The sequence below is a fragment of the Sphingobium sp. SCG-1 genome (assembly GCF_002953135.1).
Lineage (GTDB): Bacteria > Pseudomonadota > Alphaproteobacteria > Sphingomonadales > Sphingomonadaceae > Sphingobium.
Window position 1 is genome coordinate 485,618 of record NZ_CP026372.1, and the last position, 17,359, is coordinate 502,976.

Sequence of the window (17,359 nt, forward strand, 5' to 3'; positions counted from 1 at the left end):
CGTGAAAAAAGCCCTGCAGATTCATTCCCGCGATAGCGTAGCTGTTGCCCTGGCGCCTCTGCTTGCAGGGGAAGTCCTGGAAATCGCTGGCAAGCAGGTCATGCTGCGGCAGGATGTCCCCTCGGGCCATAAGTTTGCCATCGTCCCTGTCGCCGAGGGCGAAGAGGTTCTGCGCTACGGCTTTCCCTTCGGACGGGCCACAGCTTCGATCGCTCCTGGCGATCATGTGCACAGCCATAACGTGCGTACGGCGCTTGGCTTGGGCGGGGAGTACCGGTTCGAAACAGAACACGTCGCGCCGCCAACCTCACCGCAGGCGGCCACACGTCATTTCGACGGCTATGGTCGTGAAGATGGGACGGTGGGGACGCGGAACGAGATTTGGATCATCCCGACGGTCGGCTGCGTCGGTCGGACGGCGGAGCGGCTTGCTGCGATGGCGTCGGCGGAATTGCCCTCCGGCATCGACGGCATCCTCGCGCTGCCGCATCCCTATGGATGTTCGCAGCTAGGCGACGATCTTGACGGGACGCGGCAAATCCTGGCGGCGCTGGCGTGTCATCCCAATGCGGGAGGCGTATTGCTGATCGGTCTGGGATGCGAATCCAATCAGCTTTCCGCTTTGATGGAGCTCATTCCTGCCAGACGCCGGCATCGCATCCGGACGCTCGGCGCGCAGATGTCTGAGGACGAGATCGAGGAGGGGCTTAAAGCTATCTCCGAATTGTCTGCGATAGCGAGTCAGGACAGGCGGGAGCAGTTTCCGTTGTCCAAATTGCGGCTGGGCGTAAAGTGCGGCGGTTCGGATGGGTTGAGCGGCGTCACCGCTAATCCCCTGATCGGTCGGATGGCCGATGCCGTGGGTGACGCGGGCGGCAGTGTGATCCTGACCGAGATACCGGAGATTTTTGGCGCTGAGCAGTTGCTAATGGATCGTTGTACGGAGCGCGAGACCTTCGATGCGCTGGTCGGCCTCGTCCATCGCTTCAAGCAGTACTTTGCCGACCATGGCGAGCCGGTTTCCGAAAATCCCAGCCCCGGCAACATCAAGGGCGGGATCACCACTCTGGAAGAAAAGTCTTTAGGCGCGGTGCAGAAGGGCGGTCATGTCGAAGTGACGGACGTGATACCCTATGCCGGACGTGCGTCGCGGACCGGGCTGACTATATTGGAAGCGCCTGGCAATGATGCCGTGTCGATCACGGCATTGACGGCGGCGGGCGCGACCCTCACGCTCTTTTCGACAGGACGCGGCACGCCACTCGGTAGCCCGATCCCGACGCTGAAGATTGCTTCGAACAGCGCGCTGGCGCAAGCGAAACCGCGCTGGATCGACTTCGATGCAGGGGCGGTGCTGGAGCAAGGGCTGGACGAAACCTCCGACGCACTGCTCGATCTCGTCATCACCACGGCGTCGGGGAAACTGAGCCGTAACGAGACCAACGCCGAACGCTCGATCGCGATCTGGAAGAAGGGCGTGACCCTGTAGCTCTAGGTTCCGGCTTCCAGTCTCTGCGCTTCCAGTCTTTGCAGGGCGCCGCGTGCCCCCCGGCGCTCCAGTATGTCGAGCCACCCTGTCAGCGTTTCGCGCAGCGCGTCGTTCTGCCGCAGCGTTGCCGGGAAGATCGCATCGACGTCCATGATCCGTGAAACGCGGTCGGCGGCATAATCCTGCCCGGCGATGCGCGAGGCGAGTACATCCGCCAAGGGATCGTCCACGACGTAGGACTTGCCAAGATCGTCGCGCCCGCTTTGCCATCTGATCCACGCGGCGACGGCGAGCGCCAGCGCATCGATGCTCCCGCCCGTCCGCAGCCTTGCCTCGATCGGAGCGAGTAAGCGTTGTGGCAGCTTCTGTGAGCCGTCCATAGCGATCTGCCGCGTTCGATGCAGCAGCGTGGGGTTGTCGAAACGTGCCATCAGGGCGTTGCGGTAGGCGGCAACGTCCAACTCGGGAGGCGGGGAGAGCGTTGCCTGCGCTTCATCCCACAGCCGTTCGACGAAATGGCGGGCGGCAGGAATGGCCAGCACTTCATGGACATGATCGATCCCGGCCAGCCCGCCAAGATAGGCGATACCGCTATGTGCGCCGTTCAGCAGGCGCAACTTCGCCTCTTCCCAAGGCGCGACGGCCGATGTGAGCTGGACGGAATCGCCGAAGTCGGGGCGTTCTCCGCAAAACTTGTCCTCGATCACCCACTGGCAAAATGGCTCGGTCTTGACCATGGCACGGTCCTCGACGCCCAACATTTCGCGCGTGGAGGCTATGTCCGCCTCTGTCGTAGCGGGTACGATCCGGTCGACCATGGTCTCCGGGAACGCGCCTTCGGCACCGATCCAGTCGGCAAGAGCTGCGTCATGCCGGTGCGCCAGCGCGATAACGGCGGCGCGCAGGCGGGAGCCGTTATGCGGCAGGTTGTCGCAGGAGATTGCAGTGAATGGTCGAAGACCCGCCGCCCGCCGCATCGCCAGCGCGGCGACCAGAAATCCGGGAGCGGTCTGCGGGGTAGCCAGGCTTGCGAGATCCGCGGACATCTGCGGATCGCTTTCGATCAGGGCACCCGTCGCGGGATCGAGCTTATACCCTTTTTCGGTGATCGTCAGCGTGACGATATGCGTGTCGGGATGGGCAAGCGCCGCGAGCACGTCCTGCCGCTGCTCCGGCGCGACTAGCACGTCGTGCACTGCGCCGATGATGCGAACGCTTTCGCTGTGCCCGTCGCGGATGAGAACGGAGTATAGCCCCTCCTGGGGGGCCATCTGTTCACGGACCGTTGGCGAGCGGAGCGAAACCCCGGTAATCCCCCACCGCAGGTCGCCCCGGTTCAGCACGTCCTCGAAGATTACCGCCTGATGCGCCCGATGAAACGCGCCGATCCCCAGATGCACGACGCCGCGCCGGACGGCGTTACGGTCATATGTGGGGCGCTCGATCTTGGCTGGAAGGCTGTCGAGCGTGGCAGCGGATAACCGCGTCACAGCTTATACGCCTGCTTGGCCAGATCGTAGGCAAGGGCACGGGCGACTTCGAACGCTTCGTCCTCTTCCAGCCGGTGCTCGGCGACGAGCCTTGCAAGAAAGGCGCAGTCCATCCGCCGCGCAACGTCGTGCCGGGCCGGTATCGACAGGAACGCGCGAGTGTCGTCGTTGAAACCGACGGTGTTGTAGAAGCCCGCCGTTTCCGTCACGCGCTCGCGGAACCGGCGCATTCCCTCCGGGCTGTCATGGAACCACCAGGGCGGCCCCAGCCGGAGCGCGGGGTAATGCCCCGCCAACGGGGCGAGTTCGCGCGAATAGACATCCTCGTCCAGCGTGAAGAGGATCAGCGTCAGGCGCGGATCGTTGCCGTAGCGGTCAAGCAGGGGCTTGAGGCACGACACAAATTCACCGGCGGTCGGAATGTCGCCACCCTTGTCACGGCCGAAACGGGACAGCACCGCGTCATTGTGGCTGCGATGAACGCCCGGGTGCAACTGCATGACCATGCCGTCCTCGATCGACATGCGGGCCATTTCCACCAGCATGTGACCACGAAACAGTTCTGCGTCTTCGGCGCTGGCGGGTGCCGTTAGCAGCTTCTGATACAGCGCTTCGATCTCGCCCGGTTCCAGCCAGGTCGTAAATGCCGAAGGATGTCCGTGATCGGTCGATGTCGCCCCGGCTTCCCGGAAATCGGCGCGGCGCTTGACATGGGCACGCAGGTAGCCTGCGAATGTGGAAACGTCTTCGCCCGCGACTTCCCCAAATCGCCGGATGTTGTCGGTGAAGTTGACGGCTTGCGGGTCCAATACGGGGTCCGGACGATAGGCCGTGACGACGCGCCCCGGCCATCCGCTCTCCCTGATGGCGCGATGATGCATCAGCGGATCGAGCGGTCCCTCGGTCGTCGCAAGCAGCTCTATGTTGAAACGCTCGTACAGCGCGCGCGGCCGGAACTCGGGCGTTTTCAGGGCAGCGTCGATGGTGTCGTAGTACAGGTCGGCCGTTTCCGGCTCCAACCGCGCGTCCAGGCCAAAGGCTTCGGCGAAGACCCAGTCCAGCCACATGCGTGAAGGCGTCCCGCGCAACAGATGATAATGGGCGGCGAACAGATGCCATATCTTGCGCGGATCCTGTTCGGTGGCGCTTCCGTCGACCGTCGGGATGCCCAGTTGGTCAAGCGTTATGCCCTGGCTCATCAGCATCCGGAACACATAATGATCTGGAATGATGAGCAACTCGGTCGGATTGGCGAACGCCTCATTATTGGCGAACCACGCCGGATCTGTATGCCCATGCGGACTGAGGATCGGCAAGTCCTTTACAGTGGCATAAAGCGCACGGGCGACGTCGCGTGTATGCGGATCGGCAGGGAAGAGGCGGTCAGGGTGTAGATATAGGGGGCGGGGCATGATCTAATCCGTTGATACCGGTGTCATGGTGGATATTACGCGATGTTTGCGAAGGACACTAGGGTAAAGTGGAGGAGGCGTTGAAGTCGACGCTAGACGCGATGTTGCGAAAATCCTTGACGCTCCTATAGCGGCGCGATGTCCGCACCCGCTATTTTTGCATCATCGCTTGCTGCTCTTGGAGCACGCGGACGGCTACGTCAGTTGATGCCCAATGCCGGGCGGGACTTTGCATCGAACGATTTCCTAGGACTTTCGAGTGATCCGGAGATCGCGCGAGCCGTTGCCGAAGCGGCGCTGGCGGGCGTACCGGTTGGCTCTGGCGGCTCCCGGCTGTTGCGGGGCAATGCGCCGGAGCATGAGGCGCTGGAGGCGCAGGCGGCGGCATTCTTCGGAAGCGAGGCGGCGCTATATTTCGCCAACGGGTTTGTCGCGAACATGGCGCTGCTCTCGTGCCTGCCGCAGCGGGGTGACCTGATAGTCGCGGACGAACTGGTGCATGCCAGCGCGCATGATGGTATCCGGCAATCGAAGGCCGCACATCTCTTCGCGCGCCATAATGATCCGCAATCCTTTGCTGATCTCATCGCGGGATGGCGGCAGGAGGGCGGCACCGGGCGCGTATGGATTGCTGTTGAAACGCTCTACAGCATGGATGGCGATATCGCACCGCTTGATGCTCTGAATGAGATTGCCGCGCAGCATGACGCGATGCTCCTGATTGATGAGGCCCATGCAACCGGAGTTTTTGGTCCCAGCGGGCGGGGTATTGGTGCATCACTGGAGGGGCAGGCGAATGTCGTCTCGCTGCATACCTGCGGCAAGGGTCTGGGCGTTGAGGGTGCGCTGGTGTGCGGCACCCGGAATGTGATCGACTGGCTCATCAACCGCGCGCGGCCTTTCATCTTCTCGACCGCGCCTTCGCCGCTAATGGCGGTGGCAGTTAGTGCGGCATTGCGGCGGGTCGAGGCAGCGGACGATTTGCGCGCGCAAGTGACGGGGCTGCGGGACCGGGCTGCGCAGGCGATCTGTGCGCCCCTCGGGCTGCCGATGCCACAGAGCCAGATCCTGCCGGTGATACTGGGCGACGACAAGCGCACCATGGCGGTTGCCGCGACGTTGCAGGACGCGGGGTTCGACGTGCGGGGGATCAGGCCGCCGACGGTTGCGCCGGGCACGTCTCGGCTGCGCATCTCGCTGACGTTGAATGTTGGTCCCGACGATGTGGATGCGCTGGGCATGGCGTTGCAGGAGGCTTTGGCATGACACGCGCAGTGGTCGTCACGGGCACGGACACTGGCGTCGGTAAAACGGTGTTCGCGGCCGGATTAGCGGCTGCGCTGGGCGGGCTTTACTGGAAGCCAGTGCAGGCAGGGATCGATCCGGTGAGCGATACCGATACGGCGGCATTCCTTGGCGCGAGGGTGTTGCCCGAAGTCTATTCGCTTACCACACCCGCTTCGCCGCATCTCGCCGCGCGGATCGACGGCGTGACGATCAATCCCATGCGTCTGGCCTTGCCGCAAGTGGATGACTATCTGGTAGCGGAGGGGGCAGGGGGCGTTCTGGTGCCGTTGTCCGAAACATTGCTCTATGCCGACGTCTTTGCGACGTGGGGCACCCCGGTCATTCTCTGTGCGCGGACGGGCCTAGGCACGATCAACCACAGCCTGCTCAGCATCGATGCTTTGCGGGCGCGGGGGGTGCCGGTGCTGGGCATCGTATTCATCGGTGAGGCGCATGAGGAGAATGAGCGGATCGTGCCTTCGCTCGGCAAAGTCCTGTCGCTAGGGCGGCTGCCGATGCTTGACCCGCTCACACCCGAAGCGCTCGCGGAGGTATTTGCGGACACTATCGATATGGCGGCGATAAGGGCGGCGTTGTGACGTCCCCGGTTTGGCACCCGTTCACGCAGCACGGGTTGAACGAGCCGATCCCGCAGGTGGTCCGGGCGGAGGGTTCGCTGCTCCATTGTGCGGACGGCAGTACGCTGATCGACTGCATCTCAAGCTGGTGGGTGACGACGCACGGGCATTGCCACCCGCGCATCGTTGCCGCAATTGCGGAACAGGCGGCGGCGCTCGATCAGGTGATCTTTGCGGGCTATACGCATGAACCGGCGGAGACGGTCGCGCGGGAGTTGGTGAAGCTGGCTCCGCCGGGGCTGGATCATGTGTTCTTTTCCGACAGCGGATCGACGGCGGTCGAAGTCGCACTTAAGATGGCGCTCGGCTACTGGAATGTCGTGGACAGGCGGCGGACCGCGATCCTCGTCATGGAGCATAGCTACCATGGCGACACGATCGGCACGATGTCGGTGGGCGAGCGCGGCGCATTCAATCGGGCTTACGAACCGCTCCTGTTCGACGTAGTGACGATCCCGTTCCCCGCCGCCGGGTGCGAACAGGCGACACTGGATGCGCTGGACGCCGCCTGCGCCGCCAAGCCTGCGGCGTTCATCGTCGAACCGCTGATCCTGGGGGCGGGGGGGATGCTGGTGTATCCGGCATGGGTATTGCGCGAAATGGCGGCGATCTGCGCGCGGCATGACGTGCTGTTCATTGCGGACGAAGTGATGACGGGGTGGGGGCGGACGGGCACGCTCTTCGCCTGCGAACAGGCGGGCATCGCGCCCGACATAATATGCCTCGCCAAGGGGATTACGGGCGGTGCGATCCCGCTCGCCCTGACGCTGGCCAGCACGCGGATATTCGAGGCGCACCGATCCACCGACAGGGCGCGGATGTTCTTCCATTCCAGCAGCTATACCGCCAACCCGATCGCCTGTGCTGCCGCCGCCGCGAACCTTGTCATATGGTCGGAGGAGGATGTGCTTGGGCGGATTGCGACTTTGGTGCAAGGTGTGGCGGACGGTCTCGCTTCCCTCGATGGCGCGATGTTTGCAAACCCCCGCCAGTGCGGCACCATCGGCGCGGTCGGTCTGGTGACGGAGGACAGCGGCTATCTCTCTTCGCTCGCCCCTGAACTGCGCGGCTTTTTCCTGGAGCGTGGGCTATTGTTGCGACCGCTGGGGAATACTATCTACGTCATGCCGCCTTATTGCACCGATGCTGGCCAGTTAACCCGCATCTTCGACGCCATAGCCGAGGCCGGCGCGCATTTCGCCTGAACCCGCGCAAATAGCGTCGGGAACGGCATAGCTTTTCATTTGCACTCTTTGGCGCTATGGCGGCGCGAATTTTTAGGTCTATCGGGATATTATGGCGAAAGAAGAACTGCTTGAAATGCGCGGGTCCGTTGTGGAATTGCTTCCCAACGCGATGTTCCGCGTAAAGCTTGAAAATGACCATGAGATATTGGGCCACACCGCGGGCAAGATGCGCAAGAACCGTATCCGCGTGCTGGTCGGCGATGAAGTGCTTGTCGAATTGACGCCCTATGATCTGACCAAGGGTCGGATTACCTACCGCTTCAAATGACCGGAGCCGCCACGGCGGGTTCATCGGGCGATGAAAAGGCGCGGCCACAGGGGAAACTCGTGCTGGCGTCCGCTTCGCCGCGTCGGCTGGAGTTGCTGGCGCAGATCGGCGTTGTGCCGGATATTGTCGATCCCGCAGACATAGACGAAACCCCGCACAAGGCCGAGCAGCCGCATCTTTATGCCGCGAGAATGGCGTTGGAGAAGGCGCAGGCCGTGGCGGTGCGTCACCCCGGTTGCCTGATCCTTTCGGGCGATACGGTGGTTGCCGCCGGACGGCGCATCTTGCCGAAAGCGGAAACAGAAGCGGAGGCGCGCGCGTGTCTCGATACTGTGTCGGGCCGCCGCCATCGTGTGTTGAGTGCCGTGACGCTGATCGACGCGCGAGGGACGGCGCGACAGAAGCTGTCCACCAGCATCGTGACCTTCAAGCGGCTGCATGCCGATGAGATCGCCGCCTATCTCGCGTCCGACGAATGGCAGGGAAAGGCGGGCGGCTACGCTATCCAGGGCATCGCGGCCGGATTGATCCGCGCGTTGCAGGGCAGCCATTCCGGCGTCGTCGGCCTGCCGCTCTATGAGACACGCGCGTTGCTGAGCGCTGCGGGGTATTTCTGTGGCTGAGTGGCTGTACGAAGAGGGCATTGGCGAGTGCCGCGCGGCGCTGATCGAGAAGGGCAGGATCGTCGAGGCGCAGATCGAGCGGGATGACCACAAGGTGCTCGCCGGGGCAGCGGTACAGGGCAAACTCGTCCGCACGCTGATCCCCAAGAAGCGCGGCATCGTGCGGCTCGATACTGGCGAGGAAGTGCTACTGGAGCCGATCCCGCCCAAAGTGGCCGAGGGCAGCATGGTCATGGTGGACATCATGCGCGCCGCTATCCCAGAGGAAGGCCGCGCCAAGAACGCCAAGGGCCGCATCGCCGCGCCCGGCACGAAACCGCATCCCGGCCCCAGCCTGCTGCAACGGCTGCGCGATACCGGCGTGCCGATTGTGCCGTGCCCGGCGCACGAAGAGGACCGGCTGGAAGCGCATGGCTGGAGCGAATTGCTGGAGGAAGCGGTTAGCGGCGAAGTGGGCAGCGAAGATGCGGCGCTGCGGATTTTCCCGACGCCCGCTATGGTGCTGATCGATGTGGACGGCAGCCTGCCGCCGGCGCAGTTGGGACCGAAGGGCGCGAAACTGGCGGCGATGGCGATCCGGCGGATGGGGCTCACTGGCTCCATCGGCATCGACTTACCGACGATGAACAATAAGGACGAGCGGCTGATCGCGGCGGCGCAGGTGGACAAATATCTGCCGCTGCCGTTCGAGCGGACCGCCGTGAACGGCTTCGGCTTCATCCAGATCATCCGCAAACGCGAGCGGGCGTCACTGATGGAGTTGCTGCGGCAGGATCCGGTGATGAATGCGGCCATGGCGCTGCTCCGCCGCGCCGAGCGGCACGGGACGGGCGGGCCAGTCACGATCGTGGGAGCTGCTGCCGTGATCGACTTGCTGCACAAGCACCCCGAGTGGCTGGAGCAATTGGGCACGCGGCGCGGTGGCCTTGTCACGCTCCGCGCCGATCCCACATTGGCGTTTTCCGCCGGATATATGGAATAACGATGCCCCGCGCCCCATCCTGCCCCGTATGCAAGGCACCTGCCGCGGCTGAATACAAGCCTTTCTGCAGCCGCGGCTGCCGCGACCGCGACCTGCTCAAATGGCTGGGCGAAGACTACCGCGTGCCTGGCCCACCAGCCGACCTGCCTACTGAAAAAGACGACGATTAGGGGCTAGACAGCCCCGCCAATGGACGCTTATAGGCATCGCTCCCAACCGCCGGAGCAATATGCTCCTGCAAGATGCCTGGATAGCTCAGTTGGTAGAGCAAGCGATTGAAAATCGCTGTGTCGGCGGTTCGAATCCGTCTCCGGGCACCATTACCCCCTCCGCGGACATCCGCCAGTGCCCATAAAAGTCCACGTTTTCGGTGGTTTTAGGCCTCCTCCCGTCCACTGCCGATCATTTGCCTGCTTTTCACATTTAAGGTGTCAATGCGGTATCTGATCCGATCTGTGGAGGAGATAACGTAAATGCTTACCGACAAAGCAGTGCACGACATTTCCACGCGATCGAGCGCCAGCTTGCGCATGTTGAATGTCAAATGCGCATTAATGGACTTAAAGCCACTGGAATAGCGGAGCCGGGTGCAAGGACCGCGAGGGCGGGGAAGTGTGCCGCTGATTATATATCATCAGCCGATTGCACGATCGATGCTGGCACTTTGAGGCATTTCCCGCTCCGCGTCCAGCAGTGCCGTAATTTGTCCGACGGGAACGGGCCTGCTGATCAGATATCCTTGCGCTATGTCACAACCCACGGAGCGCAAAAATGCAAGGCACGCTGGTTCCTCGATTCCCTCAGCCACCACTTTGAGGCCAAGATTATGGGCAAGATCGATGGTGGAGCGCACCATGAGTGCATCGTTCCTGTTATGATGTGCGTTCTCGACGAAACTGCGGTCGATCTTCAACTCTGATAGTGGCAGCGTGCGCAGATAGGACAGAGTAGATTGTCCGGTGCCATAATCGTCCATTGATATAGCGACACCAAGATCGCGGAACTTCTCAAGCGCGGCGATGGCCTCAAGCGGGTTCTCAAGCGTGGCGGACTCCGTGACTTCGAATACCAGCGCAGCGGGGGGCACATCGGCCTCTTCAAGCAGGCTTAGCACATCGACGGTGAAGGCGGCGGACCCTATCAGTACGGCAGAGATATTGACGGCCGCCGTGACATCATACCCTTTGCCCCGCCAGCGCGCCAAATCCTCTATCGTCCGGCCAAGCACATAGAGCGTCAGCGGCGCGATGCGACCTGCTTGCTCGGCCAAGGGAATGAAACGGTCGGGGCGGATGTTGCCGCGCGTCGGGTGGGGCCACCGGACCAGAGCCTCCACGCTCGTTATCCGGTCGCTGGCAAGCGCGAGCTTTGGCTGATAATGGACCTCGATCTGACCGGCTGTGATCGCCTGATCCAGTTCACCCATCAGGCTGATCGACTGCTCCAGATCGTCCAGATCGGCATTGTCCTGCACCCAGAACCTGCCTTGCGTATGCGCTTGTTCAGCGGCGAGTATTGCTTTCGTGAGGGCCGCATCGACACCGGACCGGTCGGATGTGGCAAGACCAAGCGTGACGGCCACATCGATCTTGCGGCCCGCCACTTCCACTGGCTGCAACAGGATCGACCGCAGGCCGTCCAGCATCTCCTCGCGCTCGTCCGAAGCAGGGAGCACAAATGCCAGCAACTTGTCCCCCAGCCGATAAATCTCCGCATCTTCCGCCGAGAGCCGCGCGCGATCCGCGATCCGAAGCACGACGTCGCGGATGGCGGACTGGCCCAGCACAGCGGTTACGCTGTCGAGATTGGAGAGGTTGGCAACCGCGACGCATCTTGCCGTCCCGCCAATGTTGGCGGTCATCGCTCGGCGGTTTGGCAAGCCGGTTTCCTCGTCAACCAGCCGCTGCTCCCGCAGACGGTAAACGACGCGCCGGATGGCGGAGGCCATCGAGACAAGCCCCAGAAGCATGAAGGCGCCGCCCAAAGGATATATCCGCTGAACCCATGATTGCATGAGCAGGCTCAGAACAAAGACGAGAGAGAACGCTGCCAAGGCCGCAAGGGCCATCGTCGCCATGCGCCGCCTCGTCGCGATGACCAGCGCCAGCAACGCTGCCACTGCCAGCGCGGTCACCGGCCAACCACTGACCGGCACTCCGGCGATCAGCGTCTCTGCCGCAAGCGCCTGGACGATGACGCCGGGGATCACACCCCACGCCGGGGTCGCGTAACGGTCGCCCATCTCCACCGCCGTTGCGCCGATCAGGACGGATCGCCCGCGTATGGCGGCCGGATTGAACGCGCCATCGCGTACGGCGACGAAACTCAGCCTTGGGATGGTTGCGGGTCGAATGGAATAATTGATCGGGAAGAAGGTGTCGGCGCGCGCCGCAACGCCTGCGATATAGGATGACAGCGATGGCCGGGGCACGCCTGCAGTCACGGTGCCGAAAGGCGCCTGCCGCACCATTCCGTCTGCATCCGGCGCGATGCTGACCGATGCCAGCGCTACGTGTGAGCGAAAGAGCGGCAGTGGCAGCGCGTCGATTGATCGGGAATCGCCTGACCGTGCCTGCTGCCCGAACGTCGGAAGGGCCACTAGGCCGCCCGAACGTGCGAGTGCCCGCGAAAATTCAATGTCGCCGTCGTGCGTGGAAGGTGAGGAGAAATCGACATCGAACACGATGCTCGCCGCGCCAGCCTGTCGAAGATGATCGATCACCGCCGCATAATGATCGCGTGGCCAGGGCCAGCGCTTGATCGCCGCCGCACTCGCCGCGTCCATCTCGACGACCACCACGCGGCCCGGTGCATCATGGCGAAGCGCGGCGAAACGCGCCGGCTCCACTATGCGGTCCAACATCTGGTCGAAACCGAGCGCCATGGCAGCAAGTGTCACCAGAGCGGCAAGCGCGACCAGGACAAGGCTGGACGTCCAGCGGGATAGGCTTGCCTTCATGTCACCTCAAAATGCAGGACTGGTACAACCATGGCGCCCTTGGGGTTAATTTTTCGGGTTCGACGACCCGGCTAGAACAAGCGGGCAAGGCGCAGCGCGACACGCGGATCGCGGTCGCGCGTGTTGAACCGGTCGGCATTAAGCGGCAGTGAAACCTCGAGCGCGCCACTCAGCTTGCCCGTCATCACCCGCACTCCTCCTGAGGTCGAAAGCAGCGATCCGCCGCCTGCTCCCTCGCGCCGATTGTCGACATAACCGCCATCGACGCTGGAGAAGATCTGGAAATTGTCGATCACGCCGGGAACCAGCTTGCCGCCATCGAAGCGCAGTTCGACCAATCCCAATATGCCCTGATCGCCCGTTCGCTCGGCATAGTCATAAGCGCGCCCATATGCCGGACCGCCTGCGCCGATCTCCATCGTCGCGAGCAGCGGACGGCTGGCGACTTGCCCCGTCGATGCCGCAGCAAGACTTAGCTTGCGCCACAGCTTGCCCGTCCATTCCACCGAATAGCTGGCCGTAACGAAGCGCGCATCGCCGTCCACGCGCGAGAGCATCTTGTCGCCCTCATGGCTGACGCCGGATAGCGGTAGTCCCCCGACGATCAGCACCTGGCTCCGCAGCTTGCCGCCGGCCATAGCGGTCACGCCGTCGAGCGATCCCGAGAGTGTCGTCAGCCGATCATCCCGTAACTGTCGGCCGAAAAGAGTCTGCTTGGTTCGCAGCGTGCGCAGTTCAAAGTTCAGCGCATAGCTTTGCGCGCGGCTGCGCCGGAGCGAGCGGCTGTAGGATATTGCGGCATCAACGCTTTTGCCGATTACATCCAGATCGCGGAGCGACGCCCCTGGATTGGAGCGGCCGAAAGAACCCGAAATCCCCAGTACCGAACCTGCGTGATCGATGGGCAAGCTATAGCGGGCACGCACGAACACGAATTCGCGGGGCTGCAACGGCGTCTGCGCCACCAGCAAGCCGACTTCATCTCCGGCCGTCGCGACATTGTTCACGTTGGCCAGCAGCGTCGAGCGGATCGGCCCTATTTCCTTGCTGCCCCTGTTGTCGATCTGAAGATAGGCGCTCTGCTTTTCTTGAGCGATGGTGACGAGCAAAACGCCAAAGCCATCGTGTCGCAGGAACTGGCTCTGCGTCACAGTGACGCCAGGCAGGTCACCCACAAGCAGGATTGCCCGTTCCAGATCGGCCTGTCGTGTGGGCTTGCCAGTGGCAAGCGCCGCCATCAATATCCGGTCGGCCGCTGCGTTGCTTGCGCCAATCACACGCACGGCATCGACTTTCCCTTCGTCCAGAGTGACGCTGAGCACGCCGTTGGCCATCGACTGGGGTGGGATCACCGCTGTTGCGAAGGGGAAGCCGCGCTCGTGCGCCACCTTGGCGACATCGCTCGCCAACCGTGCGAGATCGGCGTGTTCCAGTGGTCGCCCGGAATAGCTTACGATGTTCTCGCTGAAGACAAAGGGTGGAATATCCGGTGCCCCGCTGATGACAATGCCCACGGGTGTTACCGTTCCAGAAAGCGCGACCGGAACCTCGGCAATTGCCGAACTGGCTGGAGGCGCGGCCTGTGATCTGGCCGCATCCGTATCGGTGGCGGGCAATGCGCGCTGGTTGATAGCAGGGTCGGCGCGATCGAGCGGCACCTGCGCCGCAGCGAGGACGGGCATGACAAGCAGCGCACATCCTGCAACGGAAAGATTTGTCTTAAGCGCAGGCATAGATTCTCCGGAGAAGTCATCCGGCAACTAGCCCGCATTTGTCTCCAAAAGGTTAGCGTTTCAAAAGCTTAACCTGCGGGTTACGATCGCATTAACCTTTCTCCGCAAGGCTTCGTAAGAGATAAGCTGCAAGATAGCTGCGCTGGCTTTTGACGGCTTGTACAGGGTTTTGGAGAGTTGCATGCGCAAGCGCATTTTTGGCCTTTTGGGGGTCACTTGTTCTTCCGTAGCACTGGCGGGTACGCCTGGTTGGAAGATCAGTGAGACATCCGGGCCGGTGCAAGTCTCCCACAACGGGATGGTGCGCGTGGCGACGCGCAGTGCTGCCGTGGAAGCAGGCGACACGGTGACGACTGGCCGGGGAGGCCGCGCCGTCCTCGTGCGGGGAAGCGAGTTCGTGATGGTTGCGCCCGCGTCGCAATTGCGCCTGCCCGCTGACGACCAAGCTACCGGATTCACCCGAGTGCTCCAGGATTTCGGCAGCGTCGTCTTCATGATCAAGAAGAAGATGACGCCGCATTTCGAGGTGAAGACGCCCTATCTGGCCGCCGTCGTGAAGGGCACGACCTTCACCGTTGCTGTCACGCCCAAGGGTGCCTCCGTGCAGGTGCTCGAAGGCGCAGTCGACGTGGCGACGGTGGATGGCGGCGCTCATGATCTGATCACGCCCGGCGCCGTCGCGCTGGTGGGGGCGAATAATCGCTTTCAGCTTCAGGTTGCCGGTGAGACCGGGAAGCGTGTCATTGACTCACCCGCCGGCCCAGGTCCAGCGGAGCAAGGTGCAGGCCAAGCGACAGCGGCTGCTCCTGCCGAAGAGGCGGTCGTTTCCGATCAGGTGGCGCCTGTTCAGGACGTGGTGTCCGTAACAACCGCCGTATATGCTGAGCCAGTAAGTCTGTCGGATCTGACGGGTGGGCTGGTGTCAGGCATGGCAGGGAGCGATGGAAGCCGCGATATGGCTAACGTCGCCGTTGCGACGAAGATGGCAAACGAGGCCTCGACGTCGGTAGTAAAAGCACTGGAAGTTGCTCAGGTCACTGGCGTGGCGATTGAATCACAGGTTGCTGCGAATGTAATTGCTGCGAAGGAAGAGCAGACGATCAAGGATACTGTCGCCGCGCAAGCCGCGACGAACCAGGCGGAATTGGATGCGCAAGCGGCGGCGCAGGCTGCCGAACAAGCGGCGATGGAAAAAGTGCGCATCGATGCAGCAAATGCTGCGGCCAATGTCGCCGCCGATGAAGCGGCGCGATCAGCCGTAGCCGCTGCGGCGGAAGCTGCGCAGGCGCAGGCCGATGCCAGCGCGAAGATAGCGGCCAGAGCCGATGCGGAAGCCGCTGCGGTGGTGGCGGCGCAGACAGCGGAAGCGATTATAGCTGCGGCGGCCGAAGCAGCGGCCCGAGCGGAGCACGAAGCTGAGGGCCCTGCAAGAGACGCGGCAGTGCAGGCCGCGGCCCAGGCAGCAAGGGACGCGGAGAAAGCCTTAAGGGATGCGGCGAAGGCGGCAGAGCAGGCCACTAGGGCAAGGGACGACGCCGCCAGATCGGCATCCGACAAGGCTGCCAAGGACGCCGCCAAGGCAGCGCAAGATGCTGCGGCGGACAAGGCGATCAAGGAGGCTGCCAAGACGGCCGAGGATGCCCGTAAAGCGGGTAATGACAAGGCAGCCAGGGACGCCGAAAAGGCTGCGAAGGGTGCGGAGAAAGACGCCGCCAAACAGGCAGCCGACGCTGCTAAGGCCAACGAAATTGCTGCGAAGGATGCGAAGAAGGCGGCGGATGAACTCGCCAAAGCCTCAGCCAAGGCAGCGGAAGACGCCCTGAAGAGCAGAGGCAAGGAAGCGGAAGAGGCCGCCAAGGCCATCCAGAATGCACAGGACGGAAAAAAAGATTGAAGGTAGGGCTTGAATAGCGAGTACCGGTTGGGCGCCTAACGAAGATCAGCGGATCAAGCGCAGGTATAAATCACAATATGGAGACAGGCAGGTCCATCTTCTTGCGATACCCACGATCGGATAGATAGAATCATCGTACAGAATCAGGGTGACACAAAAACGCTGGACGCCGCAACTCGAGTAATCTTGCCAGCATCTTCGTATCGCTTTTGTTCCCCGTCAACCTATGGCATTGTCGCCCGAATGGAAGAAAGCGCGCCCCAGCTCCGCAAGATCATCCATATCGACATGGACGCGTTCTACGCGTCGGTGGAACAACGCGACAATCCCGAATTGCGTGGTAGGCCAGTGGCCGTAGGCGGAAGCGGTGCGCGCGGCGTAGTGGCAGCGGCAAGCTATGAGGCGCGGACCTTCGGGGTACGCTCTGCCATGCCAGGATCGCGTGCGCGGCGGCTGTGTCCCGGTCTTATCTTCGCACCTCCGCGCTTTGATGTGTATCGCGCCGTATCGCGCCAGATCCGGGCGATCTTTGCTCAGTTCACTGACGTGATCCAGCCTCTCTCGCTGGACGAGGCATATTTGGATGTCACCGAAAACAAGTGCGGCCTTTCGACGGCGACGGAGATCGCGCAGGAAATACGCCGCCTGATCCGCGCCGAGACGGGGCTGACTGCTTCGGCGGGGGTTTCCTACAACAAACTCATAGCAAAGCTCGCCTCGGACCAGAATAAGCCCGATGGCCTTTGCGTCATTCGGCCCGATCAGGGCGCTGCCTTCGTGGCGACGCTGCCAGTCCGGCGGTTCCATGGCATCGGCCCCGTCACGGCCGCCAAGATGGAGAAGCTGGGGATAGATACCGGGGCTGATCTGCGCGCACTGCCCCTGACCTTCCTAAGGCAGCATTTCGGCAGCATGGCAGATTATTATCATGCCGCCGCGCGTGGTGTTGACGACCGTCCGGTGCGCGCGCGCGAAGTGGCGAAGTCGATCAGCGTCGAGGACACGTTCGGCACGGATTTAACGGGCCGCGAGGCGCTACAGAATGAACTGGATCAAATTGTAGAGCGGCTATGGCCCCGAATTGAGGCGTCGGGCATGCGGGGGCGAACCGTGACGCTGAAGGTGAAATTCGCAAATTTTACCATTATCACGCGATCCCGATCGCTGCCTCAAGCCGCCGATCGTGTTTTGTTGGCAGAGACAGGACGCAATCTACTCGAGGGCGAATTGCCCTTACGCATGGGCGTGCGGCTGCTGGGGCTTGGGATACACAATCTGGAGCCTGTGAACACGAGCTTAGGTGAACAAAAGCAATTGATGTTGTCGATTTAACGAAG

14 protein-coding genes and 1 tRNA gene are annotated in these 17,359 nt (G+C 62.4%); 11 read left to right on the forward strand and 4 right to left on the reverse strand.

Annotated elements, in window-relative coordinates:
* The first annotated feature begins 1 nt into the window (after window position 1).
* Window positions 2-1,489, forward strand: coding sequence for a UxaA family hydrolase (locus tag C1T17_RS02180; protein ID WP_104952007.1), 1,488 nt, complete (start codon window positions 2-4; stop codon window positions 1,487-1,489).
* Window positions 1,490-1,491: 2 nt separating this feature from the next.
* Here the strand turns inward: C1T17_RS02180 and C1T17_RS02185 are convergent, their stop codons facing one another.
* Together C1T17_RS02185 and uxaC are read right to left on the reverse strand one after the other, a co-directional pair.
* Window positions 1,492-2,979 carry a mannitol dehydrogenase family protein gene (locus C1T17_RS02185; RefSeq protein WP_104952008.1) on the reverse strand — a complete coding sequence of 496 codons (1,488 nt, stop codon included), beginning with the start codon at window positions 2,977-2,979 and terminating at the stop codon, window positions 1,492-1,494.
* Complete coding sequence (gene uxaC / locus C1T17_RS02190) at window positions 2,976-4,391, reverse strand: glucuronate isomerase (RefSeq protein ID WP_104952009.1); 1,416 nt, start codon at window positions 4,389-4,391, stop codon at window positions 2,976-2,978. Before uxaC ends, C1T17_RS02185 begins: the two co-directional genes overlap by 4 nt.
* Before the next feature lie 138 nt (window positions 4,392-4,529).
* Between uxaC and C1T17_RS02195 the strand changes: the two genes are divergently transcribed.
* From C1T17_RS02195 to C1T17_RS02230, 8 genes are all read left to right on the forward strand, one after another.
* Window positions 4,530-5,657 carry an 8-amino-7-oxononanoate synthase gene (locus tag C1T17_RS02195; protein ID WP_104952010.1) on the forward strand — a complete coding sequence of 376 codons (1,128 nt, stop codon included), beginning with the start codon at window positions 4,530-4,532 and terminating at the stop codon, window positions 5,655-5,657.
* Window positions 5,654-6,277: a dethiobiotin synthase gene (bioD, locus tag C1T17_RS02200; RefSeq protein ID WP_104952011.1), complete on the forward strand. Its 624-nt coding sequence runs from the start codon at window positions 5,654-5,656 to the stop codon at window positions 6,275-6,277. The genes C1T17_RS02195 and bioD overlap by 4 nt, the downstream gene beginning before the upstream one ends.
* A complete protein-coding gene (locus C1T17_RS02205) occupies window positions 6,274-7,521 on the forward strand; it encodes an adenosylmethionine--8-amino-7-oxononanoate transaminase (protein WP_104952012.1) in 1,248 nt (415 codons plus the stop codon). The genes bioD and C1T17_RS02205 overlap by 4 nt, the downstream gene beginning before the upstream one ends.
* Window positions 7,522-7,612: 91 nt before the next feature.
* Window positions 7,613-7,831 carry a translation initiation factor IF-1 gene (infA, locus tag C1T17_RS02210; protein ID WP_037524582.1) on the forward strand — a complete coding sequence of 73 codons (219 nt, stop codon included), beginning with the start codon at window positions 7,613-7,615 and terminating at the stop codon, window positions 7,829-7,831.
* A complete protein-coding gene (locus tag C1T17_RS02215) occupies window positions 7,828-8,454 on the forward strand; it encodes a Maf family protein (RefSeq protein ID WP_104952013.1) in 627 nt (208 codons plus the stop codon). Before infA ends, C1T17_RS02215 begins: the two co-directional genes overlap by 4 nt.
* On the forward strand, window positions 8,447-9,436 hold the full coding sequence (locus tag C1T17_RS02220; protein ID WP_104952014.1) for a ribonuclease: 990 nt from the start codon (window positions 8,447-8,449) through the stop codon (window positions 9,434-9,436). Before C1T17_RS02215 ends, C1T17_RS02220 begins: the two co-directional genes overlap by 8 nt.
* Before the next feature lie 2 nt (window positions 9,437-9,438).
* A complete protein-coding gene (locus C1T17_RS02225) occupies window positions 9,439-9,606 on the forward strand; it encodes a DNA gyrase inhibitor YacG (protein WP_104952015.1) in 168 nt (55 codons plus the stop codon).
* Window positions 9,607-9,680: 74 nt separating this feature from the next.
* Window positions 9,681-9,756 (forward strand) — tRNA-Phe (locus C1T17_RS02230).
* A 314-nt stretch (window positions 9,757-10,070) separates the two neighbouring features.
* Here the strand turns inward: C1T17_RS02230 and C1T17_RS02235 are convergent.
* Entirely contained in the window at window positions 10,071-12,395 is a 2,325-nt protein-coding gene (locus tag C1T17_RS02235) for a putative bifunctional diguanylate cyclase/phosphodiesterase (protein ID WP_104952016.1), read from the reverse strand.
* Window positions 12,396-12,466: 71 nt separating this feature from the next.
* Entirely contained in the window at window positions 12,467-14,128 is a 1,662-nt protein-coding gene (locus C1T17_RS02240; RefSeq protein ID WP_104952017.1) for a ShlB/FhaC/HecB family hemolysin secretion/activation protein, read from the reverse strand.
* Window positions 14,129-14,309: 181 nt separating this feature from the next.
* Between C1T17_RS02240 and C1T17_RS02245 the strand changes: the two genes are divergently transcribed.
* Window positions 14,310-16,022: a FecR family protein gene (locus tag C1T17_RS02245; protein ID WP_104952018.1), complete on the forward strand. Its 1,713-nt coding sequence runs from the start codon at window positions 14,310-14,312 to the stop codon at window positions 16,020-16,022.
* A gap of 243 nt (window positions 16,023-16,265) precedes the next feature.
* Window positions 16,266-17,354: a DNA polymerase IV gene (gene dinB, locus C1T17_RS02250; protein WP_104952019.1), complete on the forward strand. Its 1,089-nt coding sequence runs from the start codon at window positions 16,266-16,268 to the stop codon at window positions 17,352-17,354.
* The last annotated feature ends 5 nt before the right edge of the window (window positions 17,355-17,359 follow it).